Source organism: Rhizobacter sp. (assembly GCF_032229685.1).
Classification (GTDB): Bacteria; Pseudomonadota; Gammaproteobacteria; order Burkholderiales; family Burkholderiaceae_C; genus LMDS01.
In genome coordinates, this window is record NZ_JAVTWP010000040.1 from 388,054 (window position 1) to 404,882 (window position 16,829).

The following is a 16,829-nucleotide window of genomic DNA, read 5'->3' on the forward strand; positions in this document are numbered from 1 at the left end:
GAGATGTGCCGCATGCGCCGTGCCGAGCGTCTGTTCCAGATCGTGCAGTTGATCCGTGGCCGGCGCCTCAGCACGGCCGCGTTTCTGGCCCAGCGCCTGGAGGTTTCAGACCGCACCGTGTACCGCGATGTGGCCGACCTGATGGCCCAGGGTGTGCCGATCGAAGGCGAGGCCGGCGTCGGCTACCGCATGCGAACGGGTTTCGACCTGCCACCGCTCATGTTCACCCGAGACGAAGCCCAGGCGCTGGTCGCCTCCGTGCGCATCGCGCAGACGCGGCTCGACATGGCGCTCGGCCGGCACGCCGAATCGGCGCTGTCGAAAGTGCTGGCGGTGTTGCCTGCCGCCGCGCGGGCCGCGGCCGAAAGCCTGGCGATCTACGCGCCGCCGCTCGGCACCGACGACGCCACCCGCGCCCGCCTTGAAACGCTGCGCCTGGCCGCCGAAGCGCGGCAGAAGCTGCGCTTGTCATACACCGATCTGCAGGGCGGCACGAGCGAACGTGTCGTGCGCCCGCTCGGCTGCATCTGCTGGAGTTCGGTGTGGACGCTGTCTGCGTGGTGCGAAACGCGCGAAGCGTTCCGCAGCTTCCGCGTCGACCGCATCGCCGCGTTGCAAGTGCTCGAGGAACGCTTTCGCGATGAACCGGGCAAGACGCTGGCCGACCTGTTCCGCCAGGTCGAGTCTCAGATGGCCGAACGCGACAGCAGCACCGACGCCTGAAATGACGAAGCCCCCATGTCGCTTCGCTCCTGCCATGCGGCTTGCAGGCCGCATGGCGTTCGCCAGCCACTCGCGAGCGCGCTGGTGCTCGCTCGGTGCGGGCTCACCCCCCCAAGGGTGCGCTCAGCCGCCTTGAGGCGGCTCCGCGTCTGCTGAGGCCTCAGGCCGCCTTCGGGATCTGGCCGACCCAGCTGCGTTCCATTTCTTCGAAGAGCTCGTGGTCGACCTCGCTCACGTCGGCGGGCCCGGCCGAGTCGAGCCCGGCGAACACGCTGATCTTCGAGGCCGGCCCTTCGTGCATGTCTTGTGACTCACGTTCGGGTTCGACAGGCTTCGTCTTCACCAGCACCGCCAGGCGCGAGCGCAGCTCGGCCAGGCCGACGGGCGACCAGTCGCGCACCAGGCGTTCGAGTTCGACGAGGGCGCGTGCGAGCACTTTCTGGGGCAGCTTGTCGACGCCTTCGAAGCCGCTGCGCTGCATGGTGCGCTCGACCAATGCGAGGGCGCGCACCAGATCGCGCGAGGCCGGGTGCTGCTCCAGCATGAAGAACAAGTCGGCGCGCATGCGACGCACGTGTTTGCGTTCGGTGGCGCGGGCCTGCTCGATCAGCGTGCTGCGCGCCACACCGAGACGGATCTCGCCGTTCTGCAGGTTCAAGGGCCGCTTCAGGAAAGCGCCGACGGAGTGGAACAGCGAGCTTCCGGTCTGCGATTTCAGTGCTTGCTTCATGGTGCTGGCTACCCGTAACTAATTGATGCCAATTGTTGCTGTGAGGGTTGTACTTGCCTACCTCCACCTGCGGGTGTGAATATTTCGCAAGCCCCGAAGGAAGCCGGAAACAGGCCCGAAGCGCCGGCACCGCGCGTGCCAAAACTAACGGCCCGGACGTCACGGCTTTGCGCGCGAGAATGCGGCTCCCGCCACTCGCACCACCGCCATGCTGCAGCTTCATTTCTACCCGGGCAACGCCAGCATGGCGCCGCACCTGTTGCTCGAGGAACTGGGTGTGCCCTACGAGCTGAAACTCGTGGATCGCACCCAGCAGGCCCACAAGTCGGCCGCCTACCTGAAGCTCAACCCGAACGGCCTGATCCCCGTGCTGGTCGATGGTGACCTGGTGCTCTACGAAACCGCGGCGATCTGCCTGCACCTGCTCGACTCGCACCCGCAGGCCGGCCTGGCACCCGCGCTCGGCACCCCGGCGCGCGCCCATTTCTACAAGTGGCTGGTGTGGATGACCAACAGCTTGCAGGCCACCTTGATCCTGTATTTCTACCCCGAGCGCTGGGCCGACAACGCCGAGGGTGCGGGTCAGGTGCGGGCGCACGCCGAGGCCAAGGTCGGCGCGCTGCTCGACCAGATCGAAGCCGAACTCGTGCGCCACGGCGGCCCGTACATTCTGGGCGAGACGTTCAGCGCACTTGATCTCTATGCGCTGATGTTGTGCCGCTGGACCCGTGGCCTCGAACGGCCCGCGCGCAGCCTGCCACGCGTCGGTCCTTACCTGCAGCGGCTGCTCGCGCGACCCGCGGTGCAGCGGGTCTTCGAACAGGAAGGCTTGGTGGCGCCGCTGGTCTGAGGCGCAGTCTCAAGCCCGCTGTGGGCCGCTACAGGCTGCCGCTCGTGCGCAGCTTCTCGAGCCGCAGTGCGATGTGCTGCTGCAGTTCGCTGGCGCGTTTGCGCATTGCCTCGGCTTCGGGTGCGTCGGGCGCGGCGTTGATGCATTCGCGCAGCGCCGCCACCTGCTTCATCAGTTCGACCTCGGGCGGCACGAAGCCGGCGTCTTTCAGCGCCTTGAACGCCATGCGCAGCTCTTCGGGCGTTTGTGCGTAGCCGTCTTCCAGATCGAGCGGCTTGCCCCAGCTTTTGGCCGATTGCAATTCGCCGCTGGCTTGCGATTCGCGCAGGCTCTGCGCGATCTGTTCGTCGATGGTGGGCATGGAAAGCCTCCGTGAACGATGGACCGGTCTCAGGCGCCGAGCCGCGCCGCCCAGTGGCTGGTGAGCGGTGTGTTCGGCTTGGCCAGGCGGCGCTCGTTCAGCAGCGCACGGCCGGCCGCCTTGTGGCTCGAGCGCGCGGCCGCGGCGAGCAGCGTCTGGTCGATCAGGTCGCGCTGCGCGTGGCTGCCGCCGAAGTGGTGGGCCACGCCGCGAAGCGGGTAGAGCGTGTTGCAGGCGGCGTCGGCGTCGCCGTTCGCAAACGCCATCAGCCCCTGCATCAAGGGCAGGCCGACCTCGCGCGCCATGCCGATGTTGTCGGCGCTCGCCTGCGCGCTGCTGGCGGCCAGCAGCGCTTGTGCGCGGCTCGTATCACCGCTGCCGATGAAGGCCAGCAGCGCGTGCACGTCGTTGAAGGCGTAGTGGCCCGCGAGCGCGACCGGCTCGGCCCATTCGGCGGCGAGCGCCTGCCAGCGTGTGCCCACGTCGACGCCGAGCAACTGCAGGCGCCACAGCAGTGCCGCACCGTCGAGCCACTGCAGGTTGACGGTCGAAGCGCCGCCGGCGATGCGCGCGTCGAACAGGGCCAGCGCTGCGGCCGTGTCCAGCGTTTCGAGCCGGAACAGCGCGAGGTGCCACCACAGGTGCACGGCCAGGCCGTTCTCGGCCCAGCCGGCGCTGCCCTCACCGAGCCAGCGCACGCCTTCTTCGTGGCGGCCCTGCATTTCCATCACGTGCGCGACCGCGTGGATCGCCCAGGGCCCGCGCGGGTCACGCGCCAGTGCTTCGCGCCCGGCCGCTTCGGCCTGCGGGTAGAGGTTGCATTCTTCGAGGCCGAAGGCGTGCATGCCCTGCACGAAAGGCTGCAGCGGGTCGTCGACGCGCCATTCGGGCAAGACGCGCGCGACCCGTGCACGCAGGTTGCGTGCGTCGCCGCGGTAGAAGTCGAACAGGTGTGCCGCGGTCAGCGCGAGCAGGTCGCGCGGCTGGTCGAGCAGCAGCGCATCCCAGCGCGCACAGGCTTCGTGCCAGCGGCCGCCGGTGGCCGCTTGCGCCGCGGCGAAGTGGCCCTGCTCGTGCGCGGGTGCGCCGGCCATCAGCGGCTTGGCTTCGGCGAGCAGCTGACGCGCCTGCGGCACCATGCCGGGCTCGGTGAGCGTGAGGATGAACACCGCCTTGATGACCCGCGCCAGGCCCCAGCCGGGGTCGGCGGCGATGGTGGCGTCGAAAGCCGCCATCGGGTCGCCGTAGAACGAGACCAGGTGCCACAGCGCGCGCTCGTGGGCGTCGCGCGCGTGGGCTGAAGAACTCCCCGAGGGCACACCGCGAAGATCGTTCATCAACGTCTCCAGGCCCGTGCTGCTTCAGCGCGCGGGCGGTGTGGGCCAGGGCCGCTGTGCCGGCCGAATCTGCTCGTAGGCGCGCGATACCTGCAGCACGCCGAGGTCGTCGAAACGATGGCCCACGATCTGCAACCCGATCGGCAGGCCGCTCGTGGTGTAGCCGCAGTTGATGCTCGAGGCCGGCTGCTCGCTCATGTTGAAGGGCAGCGTGAACGCGATGTGCTCGAACGGCTTGGCGGGGTCGTTGGTCGGCCCGGCCCATTCGGCGGCGAAGGCCGGCATCGGCGCGGTGGGCGAGAGCAACACGTCGAACGGGCGGGTGGCGGCCACGGCCGCGTCGCGCATCGCGCCCATCTGGCTGTAGCCGCGAAACACCTGTTCGCCCGAGAGGCCGGCGCCACCGCGCGCCCACTCGGTGATGTAGGGCAGCACCTTGGCGCGGCGCGCTTCGGGCAGCGCGCTCATGTCCATCCACGAACGGGTGCGCCAGAAGTCGTCCATGCCGTCGATCATCGCGCGTGTCATGAAGGGCTTGATGGGCGTGACGATCGCTCCCGCCGCTTCGAAGCTGCGCGCCGCTGCTTCCACCGCCGAGCGCACTTCGGGCTCGACGGCGATGCCCCAGCCGGCGTCCATCAGCAGGCCTATCTTGAGTCCATTCAGCAGGCCCTTGATGTCGCGCTCGAGCCGCTGCCATTCGATCGCCTGGTACGGCAGGCTCATCGTGTCGCGGTCGTCGGGCAGGCTCAGCGTGGCCATCAGCAGCGCCGAGTCGGCCACGCTGCGGGTCATGGGCCCGGCCACGCGGCCGGCGTAGGGCGGGAAGATAGGAATGCGGCCCAGACTTGGTTTGAGCGTGAAGATTCCGCACCAGCCGGCCGGCAGGCGCACCGAGCCGCCGATGTCGGTGCCCACGTGCAGCGGGCCGTAACCCGCCGCTGCAGCGGCCGCGGCGCCGGCGCTGCTGCCGCCGGGGTTCTTGCTCAAGTCCCAAGGGTTGCGCGCGAGTTGGTGAAAGCTCGACAGGCCCGACGACAACATGCCGTAGTCGGGCATCGTGGTCTTGCACAGGATCACTGCACCGGCTTCGCGCAGGCGCGCGGCCGGCGGCGCGTCGGCCGCGGCCGGCACGAGCTCGGTGGCGGCCGTGCCCACCGGCACCGGCACCCCCTTGGTCGCGATGTTCTCCTTGATCGTGACCGGCACGCCGTCGAGCGCGCCCTGCGGCGCGCCCTTGAGCCAGCGCGCCTGCGAGGCTTCGGCCTGCGCCAGCGCTTCGTCGCCTTCGAGCGCCCAGGTCGCGTGCAGGTGCGGTTCCCACTTGTGCATGTGGGCCAGCACCGAGCGCGTCACCTCGACCGGCGACAGGGCCTTGCTGCGGTAGGCGGCGAGCAGCTCGGTGGCGGGCAGGTCGTGCAGCGCGGTCAAAGGTTCGCCTCGTGTCGGTACGTTGATTGGCCATCGTACATCGCGAACGTGAGAGCGCTGTCAATCCCGAACACGCGATCGCAAACCTGTAAGACCTGCCAGTTGTGTGCGCCGCCAAGGCACTGTGGAATCGTCCGGAAGTCGCCAGACAGCGGCGCACGAACAACTTGAGGGAGACCCATGAAGCCACAAGTCACCATCGCCGCAGTTGCTCTGACGCTCGGCTTCGCGGTTCAAGTGCGCGCCGCCGTCGACAGCATCTACACCGAACAAGGCAAGCTCATCCGTGCAGGCGAGGCGGTGGGCACGCTGGGCGCCGACCTGTTCGGCGACAAGGTCAACCTCTACACAGGCACCGTCGAGTTCATCCAGAGCGACGTGAGCCTGCCCGGCAACAACAACCTGCCCGTGTCGGTGGGCCGGCGGTTGGTCACGGGCGGCGAGTCCATCTTGAACCGTGGCGACCGCGCCTTCGGTGATTGGGAACTCGAGATTCCCCACATGCATGGCGTGTACGCCGCCAGCACGGGTTGGCAAACACAGAGTGGCAACCTGCGCTGCAGCGGTTTCAGCGTACCGCCCGCAGTCAACGGAACCTCAGGCCCCTCCACCTGGGCGGGCGACGAGTATTGGCACGGGCACTTCATGTACGTGCCCGGCGCGGGTTCGCAAGAGCTGCTCACGCGTGCCTCCAACAACACCAGCTACCCGAACGACAGCAGAAGTTGGCCGCTGGTCACCAAGAACCTGTGGGCGATCGGTTGCCTGGGCACCATGAAGCGCGGCGCTGGCGAAGGCTTCATCGCCATCTCACCCGACGGCACCCAGTACCAGTTCGACTGGATGGTCTCGCGGGCCTATCAGCCGGCCAGCAAATCGAGCCGCTTGCCCGAGCTCGGTACGCCGCCAACGACCGGAGCGACGCCCGGTCGTCTCGCGGGCTCACTCGACTCCGCCCAGACATCGAGCCGGGTTGTGGTAGGCCCTGACGGCACGTCCAACATCGTGGTCGGCGGGCTGCTCAACCGGGTCGAAGTGTGGATCCTGCCCAGCCGCGTGACCGACCGCCATGGCAATACCGTGGACTACACCTACAACGCGGCCCAACCCTGGCAGGTGCAGTCGATCGTGGCCAGCGATGGGCGCAGCATCACCTTCAACTACTTGGCCGGCACCCAGCGCATCTCTTCTATCTTTGACGGCACCCGCACCTGGAGCTACAGCTACCACAGCAACGTCGTCGGCATGATGCTCGACCGCGTCACACTGCCCGACAACTCTTTCTGGCAGTTCAACGCCGACAAGCTGAGCGCCGGGCCGGCGCTCTACCTCGGCCCGCCCGGATGCGAAGAAGAAGGTGGTGTAGACCCCACCCCCGCCACCGGCACCATGACCCACCCCTCGGGTGCGCAAGGCAGCTTCACGCTCGTGGCCACCTCGCACAGCAAATCGTTCGTGCAGCGCCAATGCAGGGTCGACCAGGGCGCCGAAGTCTCTGCCTACTACCCGCGCTACTTCGCCCACAAGTCGCTCACCAACAAGACCATCACCGGCCCGGGTTTGCCTAGCATGGCCTGGAACTACGCCTACAGCCCGGCGGCCAACAGCGCGAGCTGGAGCACCTGCACCGGCGCTTGCCCCGACACCAAGACCGTCAGCGTGACCGACCCGCGGGGTTACGTCACGCGCTACACCTTCGGCAACCGCCACAGCGTCACCGAGGGGCAACTGCAAAGAGTGGACGTCGGCTGGAACGGCAGCACCGCCCTGCGCACCACCACCACCCGGTTCCGGGACCCCGCGGCAGGGCCCTACCCCGACCGTGCCGGGTTCAGCCTGCTGTCGCGAGGCAACGGCTACATGGCCAGCCGCCACAACCCGGAAGACCAGCGTGTGATCACGCAGCAGGGTGTGAACTTCACCTGGAGCGCCAGTGGCTTCGACAGCAAGGCACGGCCCACGGTGATTGCCCGCTCCAGCAGCCTGGGCAGCAGCCGCACGGAAACCACCGTCTTCTACGACCACACCGCCAAGTGGGTGCTGGGCCAGGTTGGCAGCGTGACCGAAGCCAGCACCGGCGCGGTGATGGTCGCCAACGCCTACGACCCGAGCACCGCCACGTTGACGAGCACCACGAAGTTCGGCCGCCTCGACCAGAGCTTCACGTACTACCCCGATGGCACCTTGTGGACGCGCAAGGACGGCTTGAACCAGACCACGACCTTCGCCAACTACTGGCGGGGCCTGGCGCGCAACGCCAGCTATGCCGATGGCACCACCGAGAGCGCCACGATCGACAACCGCGGGCTCATCACCTCGGTGACCGACGCCAACAACTTCACCACCAACTACGGCTACGACCTGATCGGGCGGCTGATTCGAATTGCAAGGCCGACGGGCGACACGGTGCCTTGGAACGACACGACGCTCGCCTTCGAGCCGGTGGCCGCTGACGAGTACGGCCTGCCTGCAGGCCACTGGCGTCAAACCATCTCGACCGGCAATGCGCGCACCATCAATTACTTCGACGCTTTGTGGCGCCCAAGGCTGACCCGCACCTTCGATACCGCCAACGAGGCCAGCACCGCCAAGACCGTTTTGCGCAACTTCGACGCCGACAACCGCAAGGTGTTCGAGTCGTACCCGGCGCGCACGATCGGTTCCGTCAATGCCACGCCGGTGGGCACGTCGACCGCCTTCGACGGCTTGGGCCGGCCGATCAACACCTTTGCAGACAGCGAACTCGGCTTGTTGACGACGACGACTCAGTACCTCGCCAACTTCCAGAAGCGCGTGACCAACCCGCGCGGCTTCGCGACGACCTCCGGCTACCAGGTGTTCGACGAGCCAAGCGAGTCGGCCCTCGCCAGCATCGCAGCCCCCGAGACATTGAGCGTGAGCATCGCCCGCGACGTGTTCGGCAAGCCCACCAGCATCACCCGAAGCGGCACGAGCCCTTGGGCCGTGAGTGCCACGCGGAGCTACGTGTACGACCCCAACCACCGCCTGTGCAAGACCGTGGAGCCGGAGATCGGGGCGACCATCCAGGCGTATGACGCGGCGAACAACACCGCTTGGCGCGCGAGCGGGCTCACCTTGACAAGCCTCGTTTGCGACCCGGCCAGCGTGCCGGCAGCCAACAAGGTCAGCTTCGGCTATGACACCCGCAACCGCTTGGCCAGTACCAGCTACGCTGACGGCAGCCCTGGCATCACGCGCACCTACACGCCGGATGGTTTGCCGCTCACCGTTGTTTCCGTGGACAGGGCCTGGACCTACGGCTACAACAAGCGCCGCCTCCTGGTGCAAGAGACCCTGGCCTACGACGCGAGCTACGCCATCGGCCGCGGCTACGACGCCAACGGCAACCTCGCCAGTCTTGTCTACCCGGACGGAACGTCGGTCAGCTACGCGCCCAACGCGTTGGGCGAGCCCACCCAGGCTGCACCCTACGCGAGCAACGTCAGCTTTCACCCCAACGGCGCGATTGCCGGCTACACGCTGGGCAACGGCGTTGTTCACACCCTGACACAGAACACCCGAGGTCTGCCGCTGCAGAACCGCGATGCCGGGGTGATCCAAGACCAGTATGGCTTCGACACGAACGGCAACGTCAGCAGCATCACCGACCAGCAGGAAGGCGTGAGCAGCCGCAGTCTGGGCTACGACGGGCTGGACCGGCTCGCGGCGGCCAACTCACCCGGGGTGTGGGGCAGCGCGAGCTATGCCTACGACGCGCTGGACAACGTGCGCACCAGCGTCGTGGGAGGCCGCAATTCCATCCACAACTACGACGGCAGCAATCGGCTCACCTCGATCAACACCAATGGTGTGTACACCGGCTACGCGTACGACAGCCTGGGCAACATCGCCGGGCGAGGCACGCAGGGTTACTACTTCGACCAAGGCAACCGGATAGGAGCTTCGACAGGTGCGCAGACGGTGTGGTACGGCTATGACGGTCTGGGCCGGCGCGTGATCACGCTGGCGGCTGACCAGAGCTTCTACCGCACGTTTGTCTACAGCTCGGCGGGGCAGATGTTGTATTCCACCTTCCACCAAGGCATGACGGTGCGCAACACTCGCCACATCTACCTGGGCGGCAAGTTGATCGCAGAGACTGGTACTTCAACAGGAACGGAGTACCTCCATACCGACGCGCTGGGCAGCCCGGTTGCAAGGACGAACAGCAGCGGGGGCTTGCTCACTCGCACGCGCTATGAGCCGTATGGGAATACGGCGGCGGGAACGGTGCCGAACGGGATCGGGTTCACGGGGCATGTGAATGATGTGGATACCGGGCTGGTTTACATGCAGCAGCGGTATTACGACCCGATCGCCGCACGGTTCCTCAGTGTTGATCCGGTGACAACAGATGCCGAAACAGGGAAGAGCTTCGGGCGATATCACTACTCGAACAACAATCCGTACGGGTTCGTCGACCCGGATGGACGCGACCCAAACTTCGTGTCGAATCTCGAATCTTGTCGATCTGCGACAGGTACTGACTGTGGTCACCGAGGCTCGAACTCTGGTCGTGCAAAAGCAACAGTTGCTGGCGGCGTTCTGACGGGCACGCTCTTAACTGCAGGCTGCACAATTGGTTCGAGTGGCGCCTGCGCTTTAGGAGGACCAACCGTGTTTGCCGTGGGCTTCGCGGCAGGCGCGCTCGTTGTTGACAAGTCGTTTGACTTGTTCGATTGGATGCAGGGACTGGTCTCCAGTAGTGCGGAGGCAAATAGTTCAGGCTCCAACGTTCGCGACAATGGGGCCAAGGGTCAGAAGGCCGAAGATGAGGTTGCAGCTGACCTTGAAAGTGCTGGCCGTGACATAGATCGTCAAGTCCGCAAAGACACGCCCTTTGGACCCCGTGTGATTGATATTGAAGTCAAAGGCAAGGACGGAAACGTCTTGGGTGGAGTCGAGGTTAAGTCGGGCAACAGTCGCTATCGACCAGGCCAACGCTCAAAGGACGAGTGGCTGCGTCAGAACGGCTACCCCGTAGATGTTGTGCGGAAGCCATGAACATGATGAAACCTGTAGAGGTCTTTAAACACCTGAAGGCTTGCCTTGCCAAAAGGCTTGCGCCTAGTGGATTCGTTGGTACAGGTGACCTCGTGTGGCGCAAGGTACTCGACACGGTTGTTGTGCTTGAGGTTCAGAAGGACCGCAAATACAGCACAGAGGATGAGTTCCGATTTACTGTCAATGTGGGCATCTCGGTCAATGCACTGCGCGATGTTGTCTCTGCTAGAAGTGGACCGTCTTCTGAGGGCGTTCCGCCACCGGAGAAGTGTCACTGGCGCCAGCGACTCGGGCACCTCCTCCCCGCGCAAAGCGATGTATGGTGGTCTATACGCGACGAACAAACTGCGCGGGCGGTCTGCGACGAGATTGCTGCGGGGCTAATCGATATTGCCTTGCCGCAGGTAGAGTTGATAGCCTCGTCGGAAGCGCTGGCGCGCTCGTGGCAGGAAGGCCGTGGACAGGGACTGACCGAGTACGAACGACGAATCAACCTTGCTAGGTTGCTGGTTGCGTTGGGCCGCAAAGAAGAGGCACAAAGTGCTGTGCAGGCCCTGGAGGCTGCGTCACTAGGGAAATCTTGGGCGGTGTCGGCCGCCTTCGAGGTGCAAGAGCTACGAAAGCAGCTCTCGTGATCAGTTCTTACCTTTCCTCTGGGCGAGCACGACGAACCAGATAGGCCGTTTGGGCAGATCGGGTTGCGTCATCGGTTCGCGCTGGACATCGAAGAGTTCATCAAGTCGATTGCGTCTGAGGGCTTCCTTGATATCAGCGAGCGCGATAATGCGGTCCACCTCACTGCCAAGCCAACGCACTCAAATCATTCGCAAAAATCGGCGAGCTGCTCCACAGCCCCTTCAGCTTCTTGTTGCCCACCGCGAACTGCGGCAGCTGGTACAGGTACGCGTTGACCGAGTCGGTGGCGAGCTGGCGCTGGATGTCGCCCAGGTACTTCATCCGCGTCTTCGTGTCGGCGCTGCTGTTGTACTTGGCGAGCAGGTCGTTGTAGGCCTTGGAGTCGTAGCCCCAGTAGTACTTCGGGTCGGCGTAGCGGTCGAAGTCGAGCGGCTCGACGTGGCTGATCATGGTCAGGTCGAAGTTGCCCTTGAACGGGCCGGCGAGCCACTGCGCCCATTCCATGTTCTCGATCTTCGCGATGATGCCCACCTTGGCGAGCTGCGCCGCCACGATCTCGCCGCCCTTGCGTGCGTAGGGCGGCGGCGGCAAGGTGAGCGTCACGTTCAGCGGCGTGGTGACGCCGGCTTCCTTCAGCAGCGCCTTGGCCTTCTCGGGGTTGTAGGGGTTCACGCCGGTCAGGTCGATGTAGCCCGCGTCGCTGGGCACCATGTGGCTGCCGATCGGCGTGGCTTCGCCGTCCTGCGAACCGTCGATGACGGCCTTGCGGTCGATCGCCGCGGCAATGGCGCGGCGCACGCGCACGTCGTCGAAGGGCTTCTTCTTGTTGTTGATGCTGACGATGGTCTTGCCTTCGGTGCCGCCTTGCGTCACGGTGAACCGCGCATCGGCCTTGAACTGCTTGGCGTCCTGCGGCAGCAGGCCGCGCGGAATGCCGTCGAGGTCACCGGCCAGCAGGGCCGCAACCTGCGCCGCCACGTCGCTGACGAAGCGGAACGTCACCTTCTTCATCTTCACGGCCGCGGCGCCGCGGTAGGCGTCATTCTTGACCAGGGTCACCGAGGAGCCCTTGGCCCAGGCCTCGAACTTGAACGGCCCGGTGCCGACCGGCTTGGTGGCGGTGGTGGCCGCGCTCTTCGGGTCGAGGATCACGGCGGTGTTCTCGCCCATGCGGAACAGGAAGTTGCCGTCGGCCTGGTTCAGCACCACGATCACGGTGTAGGGGTCGACGGCCTCGATGCGGCTGATGTTGTCGAACACCGCCTTCTTGGCCTTGTTGGTCGAGCCCTCGGCCTTGGCGCGCTCGAAGCTGAACTTCACGTCGCTGGCGTCGAAGGCTTCGCCGTCGTGGAACTTCACGCCCTTGCGCAGCTTGAAGGTGTAGCTCTTGCCGTCGGGGTCGACCGCCCAGCTCTCGGCCAGCAAGGGCACGATGCTGCCGTCCATGTTGATCTTGGTCAGCCCTTCGAGCACGTTGTAGTGCACGATCTCGCCGATCGCGGCGGCCGAGGCCATGGTCGGGTCGAGGCCCGGCGAAGGCTCGAGTGGCATGCCGAGCACGACGCTGTCTTTGCGCGATTGCGCCTGCGCGGCCGGGGCCATGAAGACGGCGGCGGCCGCAAGGGCCAGCAGGGCGGTCGTGGCGGGGCGGTGTTTCGATGTCATCGGGTCACTCCTCGGTCTGGGAAAGGGTTCGGGTTCAGTTCGCACCGCTGGCCGGCGCCGCAGAATCGACTCTAGCGGAACGGGGCAGCGTGCGCGGCATGGCGTCGAGCAGCGCACGTGTGTAGGCGTGCGCCGGCCGCTGCAGCACCTGCTCGGTGGGCCCGTGTTCGACGATCTGGCCGGCGAACATCACCGCCACTTCGTCGCACACGTGGTCGACCACGGCCAGGTCGTGGCTGATGAAGAGGTAGGTCACGCCGAAGCGTTGCTGCAGGTCGGCCAGCAGGTTGAGCACCTGGGCCTGCACCGACACGTCGAGCGCGCTCACCGGCTCGTCGGCCACGATCAGCTGGGGCCGCGTGATCAGCGCGCGCGCGATCGCGATGCGCTGGCGCTGGCCGCCGGAAAATTCGTGCGGGTACTTGGCGGCGTCGCTGGCCCGCAGGCCCACGGCGTCGAGCGACTCGGCGACGCGGTCTTTCGCTTCGGCCGCGCTCGCTGCGAACAGCGGCTCGGCCACGATGGTCTGCACGCGCTGGCGCGGGTCGAGCGAACCGTAAGGGTCCTGGAACACCATCTGGAAGTCGCGCCGCGCTGTCATGAGTGCCGCTGGTGACAAGGCGTTCAGGTCTTGGCCCAGCAGGCGCACCTGGCCCGAGGTCGGCGCTTCGAGCGCCATCACGAGCCGCGCCAGCGTCGACTTGCCCGAGCCCGATTCGCCCACGATGCCCAGGCTGGTGCCGGCGCGCATGGTGAAGCTCACGCCGCGCAAGGCTTCGACCACGGGCGCGGGTTTGAGCAGGCTTTCGCGCGGCAAGCGGTAGTGCTTGACGACGTTGTCGACTGCTAGCAGTTCGGTCATGTGGCCGCCTTCACCGCGTCGACACGCAGGCAGCGCACACTGTGCTGCGGCCCGACCGTCACCACGGGCGGCGGCGCGGCGCGGCAGGCGTCGACCACCCACGCGCAGCGGTCGGCGAAGGGGCAGCCGGCGGGCATGTCGACCAGCTCGGGCACACGCCCTGGAATCGTCGCCAGTGCCGGCTTGCGGCCGTTCACGCGCGGCGTGCCGAGCTGCGGCCGGGCGCCGAACAACCCGCGTGTGTAAGGGTGAGACAAGTGCGCGAACACCTCGGCCGTGGGCCCGGCTTCGACCACCGTGCCGCCGTACATCACGAGCAGGCGCGCCACGGTGCGCGCCATCACGCCAAGGTCGTGGCTGATCAGCAGCAAGGCCATGCCGCTCTCGGTGACGAGCTCGCTGATGAGCTCGAGGATCTCGCCCTGGATCGTGACGTCGAGCGCCGTGGTCGGCTCGTCGGCGATCAGCAGGTCGGGCCCGCAGGCCAGCGCCATCGCGATCGTCACCCGCTGGCGCTGGCCACCGGAAAGCTGGTGCGGGTAAGCGTCGAGCCGCTGCGCGGCCTGCGGCAACTGCACCCGTTCGAGCAGGCGCAAGGCTTCGGCGCGGGCCGGTGCACGGTCCATCCGGCGGTGCAGGCGCAGCGGCTCGGCGATCTGGTCGCCCACCGTGTGCAGCGGGTTCAGCGCCGTCATCGGCTCCTGGAACACCATGCCGATGCGGTTGCCGCGCAACGAGCACATCTGATCGTCGGGCAGGCCCACGAGCTCGCGGCCGTTCAGGCGGATGCTGCCCTCGACCAGCGCACCTTCGGGCAGCAGGCCCATCAGCGCCAGCGCCGTCATCGACTTGCCGCAGCCGCTCTCGCCGATCAGGCCGAGCGTGTCGCCGCCCTGCATCTGCAGGTCGATGCCACGCAGCGCCGCGGCCGGGCCGCGCGGTGTCTGGAGCGTGACCCGCAGCCCGGAGACTTCGAGCAACGGCGCGGTCGGCGATCGGGCGTCGGGGGAGGGCACGCCTGCATTGTGCCCGCGGCGCCGGCGGGTACGATGGCCCGGACCCCGCCGAACGCACCCGACCGATGAAGCAGCACGACCTCCGCTCCGTGTGGGCCGCCTGGCGCCAGGCCTCGCCGGTGGTGCTCGACGTGCCGGCCGACATCCGCTACCGGCTGCTGCAGCGTTACGTCGACATGTCCTTGCGCAACGGCCGGCTCGGCGTGCTCTCGTTCGCGCTGATGCTGTTCGGCGTGGCCTACGAAGCGCCGCTCGGCCCGCGGCTGGTGGCGCTGTTCACGCTGTGGGCCATTCTGCTGGTTCGGGGCTGGTTGTCGCGCCGGCTGCTGGCGCGCATGGACTTGTCGGACCCACGCTCCGACCCGCTGCACGATCTTCTGGTGATCGCTGCCTCGTTCTGCTGGGGCCTGGCACCGTACGCACTCGAAGGCGTGATCGGGCCGTTCAACCTCTACGCCGTGATCTACGGCGCCTTCATCGCGCTCGCCGTGCTCTCGGTGAGTTACCTCTCAGCCTACCCCGCGAGCGTGCTGTTCGTGCTGGTGAGCGTGTCGCCGCTGATCCTCTTCATGTTCCTGCAGGGCACGCGCGAGTTCATCGTGATGGCCGTGGCCACCATCATGTGCGGCTTCGTGCTGGTGGCGCGCCTCAAGGTCGCCCACACCACGCTGCTTCAGGCGCTCGCGGCCGAGCGCGAGAACGCGCTGCTGGTCGAAGAGTTGCAGAGTTACCGGCGTGCGCTCGAGACCGAGAACGCCTCGCTCGGCACTTCGCTGCGCGACGCCAGCCACGCCGCCACGCACGACCCGCTCACGGGTTTGTTCAACCGCCGCCACCTGGTCTCGGTGGTCTACCCGCTGGCCGAGCTGGTGCACGGCAAACGCGAAGAGGTGACGGTGTGCATGGTCGACGTCGACCGCTTCAAGCGTGTCAACGACTCGCACGGCCACCCAGTGGGCGACCAGGTGCTGCGCATCGTCGCCGGGCTGCTCGGAACCCGGTTGCGCGACGGCGACTGCCTCGCCCGTTATGGCGGCGAGGAGTTTCTCGTCATCCTGCGCCGCTGCAACGTGGCCCGCGGCAAGCGCGTGGCCGAGGCGCTGCGCCACAACGTGGCCCACGCGCGCATCGTCACGCACGCCGGCGCCGTGCCGGTCACGGTCTCGCTGGGTGTGGCGCAATGGGCGGCCGACGAAAGCTTCGACGATGTGGTGCAGCGTGCCGACCGCGCGCTCTACGACGCGAAACAGAGCGGTCGCGACCGGGTCGAAGTGCACTCTGCCGACCAGGGCCGCCTGCTCACCGAGTCGCCCGACTCGACGGCGCCGGGTGCGCTCGCTTGAGGCTGGTTGCGAGCGCTCAGCGCTGGCGCGCCAGCCGCGGGTCGAGCAGGTCGCGCAGGCCGTCGCCCATCAGGTTGAGGCCCAGCACCGAGAGCGCGATCGCCGCACCCGGGTACAGCGCGAGTTGCGGTGCCGAGAACAGCATCTGCTGCGCCTCGTTCAGCATGCGGCCCCAGCTCGGCTGAGGCGGCTGCGTGCCCAGGCCCAGGTAGCTGAGCGCGGCTTCGGCCAGGATCGCCAGCGCGAACTGGATCGTCGCCTGCACGATCAGGATCGAAGCGATGTTCGGCAGCACGTGTTCGATCGTGATGCGCAGCGGCCCCTTGCCGCAGGCGCGCGCCGCCAGCACGAATTCGCGCGACCAGACCGCGTTGGCCGCGGCGCGCGTGATGCGCACGAACACCGGCACGTTGAAGATGCCGATCGCCACGATCGAGGTCACGAGGCCGGGGCCGTAGATCGCGGTGAGCATGATCGCCGAGAGCAGCGCCGGGAACGCGAAGCTGAAGTCGGCGAAACGCATCACCGCTTCTTCGACCCAGCCGCGCCTGGCCGCCGCCCAGAGGCCGAGCGCCACGCCGAACGCGATGCCGATGCCGACCGCGATCACGCCGACCGCGATCGAATTGCGCGCGCCCACGATCAGCAGCGAAACGATGTCGCGGCCCAGGCTGTCGGTGCCGAGCCAGTGCGCCGCCGAAGGCAGCTGGAGCTTGTTCGGGATGTCGATGTCGGCGGCCGGGTAGGGCGTCCAGACGTACGAGCCGATGGCGGTCGCGATCAGCAGCAGCACCAGCACACCGCCGATCGCGAAGCTCTTGTGGCGCAGCGCGCGTTGCCAGAAGCTCAT

Annotated in this window: 13 protein-coding genes; 5 read left to right on the top strand and 8 right to left on the bottom strand. The window is 66.9% G+C overall.

Translation table 11 applies throughout. The features are described from left to right. The first annotated feature begins 12 nt into the window (after nt 1–12). Nucleotides 13–723 (top strand): helix-turn-helix transcriptional regulator, encoded by a 711-nt coding sequence (locus tag AC30PD_RS19925; RefSeq protein ID WP_489537426.1) that lies wholly within the window; start codon nt 13–15, stop codon nt 721–723. A gap of 160 nt (nt 724–883) precedes the next feature. Here AC30PD_RS19925 and AC30PD_RS19930 read toward each other — a convergent pair whose 3' ends face one another. Then, complete coding sequence (locus tag AC30PD_RS19930) at nt 884–1,453, bottom strand: hypothetical protein (protein WP_489537427.1); 570 nt, start codon at nt 1,451–1,453, stop codon at nt 884–886. A 208-nt stretch (nt 1,454–1,661) separates the two neighbouring features. On the opposite strand from AC30PD_RS19930, the gene AC30PD_RS19935 reads away from it, so the two are divergent. Next, nucleotides 1,662–2,303, top strand: a complete 642-nt coding sequence (locus AC30PD_RS19935; protein ID WP_489537428.1) for a glutathione S-transferase family protein — start codon at nt 1,662–1,664, stop codon at nt 2,301–2,303. A gap of 28 nt (nt 2,304–2,331) precedes the next feature. On the opposite strand, the gene AC30PD_RS19940 is transcribed toward AC30PD_RS19935, so the two are convergent. From AC30PD_RS19940 to AC30PD_RS19950, 3 genes are read right to left on the bottom strand one after another with little or no spacing between them, the layout of a single operon-like run. After that, complete coding sequence (locus AC30PD_RS19940; protein ID WP_489537429.1) at nt 2,332–2,664, bottom strand: DnaJ family domain-containing protein; 333 nt, start codon at nt 2,662–2,664, stop codon at nt 2,332–2,334. 29 nt (nt 2,665–2,693) lie between these two features. Then, nucleotides 2,694–4,001, bottom strand: a complete 1,308-nt coding sequence (locus tag AC30PD_RS19945; RefSeq protein WP_489537430.1) for a tetratricopeptide repeat protein — start codon at nt 3,999–4,001, stop codon at nt 2,694–2,696. 24 nt (nt 4,002–4,025) lie between these two features. Next, nucleotides 4,026–5,432: an amidase gene (locus tag AC30PD_RS19950; protein WP_489537431.1), complete on the bottom strand. Its 1,407-nt coding sequence runs from the start codon at nt 5,430–5,432 to the stop codon at nt 4,026–4,028. A 180-nt stretch (nt 5,433–5,612) separates the two neighbouring features. On the opposite strand from AC30PD_RS19950, the gene AC30PD_RS19955 reads away from it, so the two are divergent. Together AC30PD_RS19955 and AC30PD_RS19960 are read left to right on the top strand one after the other, a co-directional pair. Beyond that, nucleotides 5,613–10,457, top strand: a complete 4,845-nt coding sequence (locus AC30PD_RS19955) for an RHS repeat domain-containing protein (protein WP_489537432.1) — start codon at nt 5,613–5,615, stop codon at nt 10,455–10,457. Next, nucleotides 10,454–11,092, top strand: a complete 639-nt coding sequence (locus AC30PD_RS19960) for a DUF4304 domain-containing protein (RefSeq protein WP_489537433.1) — start codon at nt 10,454–10,456, stop codon at nt 11,090–11,092. The genes AC30PD_RS19955 and AC30PD_RS19960 overlap by 4 nt, the downstream gene beginning before the upstream one ends. Before the next feature lie 160 nt (nt 11,093–11,252). On the opposite strand, the gene AC30PD_RS19965 is transcribed toward AC30PD_RS19960, so the two are convergent. The 3 genes from AC30PD_RS19965 to AC30PD_RS19975 are packed head-to-tail and all read right to left on the bottom strand — an operon-like array spanning nt 11,253 to nt 14,636. Next, nucleotides 11,253–12,758 (bottom strand): ABC transporter substrate-binding protein, encoded by a 1,506-nt coding sequence (locus AC30PD_RS19965; protein WP_489537434.1) that lies wholly within the window; start codon nt 12,756–12,758, stop codon nt 11,253–11,255. Between the two features lie 34 nt (nt 12,759–12,792). Next, nucleotides 12,793–13,620 carry an ATP-binding cassette domain-containing protein gene (locus tag AC30PD_RS19970; protein WP_489537435.1) on the bottom strand — a complete coding sequence of 276 codons (828 nt, stop codon included), beginning with the start codon at nt 13,618–13,620 and terminating at the stop codon, nt 12,793–12,795. Continuing rightward, nucleotides 13,617–14,636, bottom strand: a complete 1,020-nt coding sequence (locus tag AC30PD_RS19975; RefSeq protein ID WP_489537436.1) for an ABC transporter ATP-binding protein — start codon at nt 14,634–14,636, stop codon at nt 13,617–13,619. Before AC30PD_RS19975 ends, AC30PD_RS19970 begins: the two co-directional genes overlap by 4 nt. A 65-nt stretch (nt 14,637–14,701) precedes the next feature. Between AC30PD_RS19975 and AC30PD_RS19980 the strand changes: the two genes are divergently transcribed. Then, nucleotides 14,702–15,979 carry a GGDEF domain-containing protein gene (locus tag AC30PD_RS19980; protein WP_489537437.1) on the top strand — a complete coding sequence of 426 codons (1,278 nt, stop codon included), beginning with the start codon at nt 14,702–14,704 and terminating at the stop codon, nt 15,977–15,979. A gap of 16 nt (nt 15,980–15,995) precedes the next feature. Here the strand turns inward: AC30PD_RS19980 and AC30PD_RS19985 are convergent, their stop codons facing one another. Then, on the bottom strand, nt 15,996–16,829 hold the full coding sequence (locus tag AC30PD_RS19985) for an ABC transporter permease (protein WP_489537438.1): 834 nt from the start codon (nt 16,827–16,829) through the stop codon (nt 15,996–15,998).

Bases quoted from the DNA above. Each gene is read 5' to 3' on its own strand.
- AC30PD_RS19925 (WP_489537426.1), top strand. From the start codon at position 13: ATGCGCCGTGCCGAGCGTCTGTTCCAGATCGTGCAGTTGATCCGTGGC.
- AC30PD_RS19930 (WP_489537427.1), bottom strand. From the start codon at position 1,453: ATGAAGCAAGCACTGAAATCGCAGACCGGAAGCTCGCTGTTCCACTCC.
- AC30PD_RS19935 (WP_489537428.1), top strand. From the start codon at position 1,662: ATGCTGCAGCTTCATTTCTACCCGGGCAACGCCAGCATGGCGCCGCAC.
- AC30PD_RS19940 (WP_489537429.1), bottom strand. From the start codon at position 2,664: ATGCCCACCATCGACGAACAGATCGCGCAGAGCCTGCGCGAATCGCAA.
- AC30PD_RS19945 (WP_489537430.1), bottom strand. From the start codon at position 4,001: ATGAACGATCTTCGCGGTGTGCCCTCGGGGAGTTCTTCAGCCCACGCG.
- AC30PD_RS19955 (WP_489537432.1), top strand. From the start codon at position 5,613: ATGAAGCCACAAGTCACCATCGCCGCAGTTGCTCTGACGCTCGGCTTC.
- AC30PD_RS19960 (WP_489537433.1), top strand. From the start codon at position 10,454: ATGAACATGATGAAACCTGTAGAGGTCTTTAAACACCTGAAGGCTTGC.
- AC30PD_RS19965 (WP_489537434.1), bottom strand. From the start codon at position 12,758: ATGACATCGAAACACCGCCCCGCCACGACCGCCCTGCTGGCCCTTGCG.
- AC30PD_RS19970 (WP_489537435.1), bottom strand. From the start codon at position 13,620: ATGACCGAACTGCTAGCAGTCGACAACGTCGTCAAGCACTACCGCTTG.
- AC30PD_RS19980 (WP_489537437.1), top strand. From the start codon at position 14,702: ATGAAGCAGCACGACCTCCGCTCCGTGTGGGCCGCCTGGCGCCAGGCC.
- AC30PD_RS19985 (WP_489537438.1), bottom strand. From the start codon at position 16,829: ATGAGCTTCTGGCAACGCGCGCTGCGCCACAAGAGCTTCGCGATCGGC.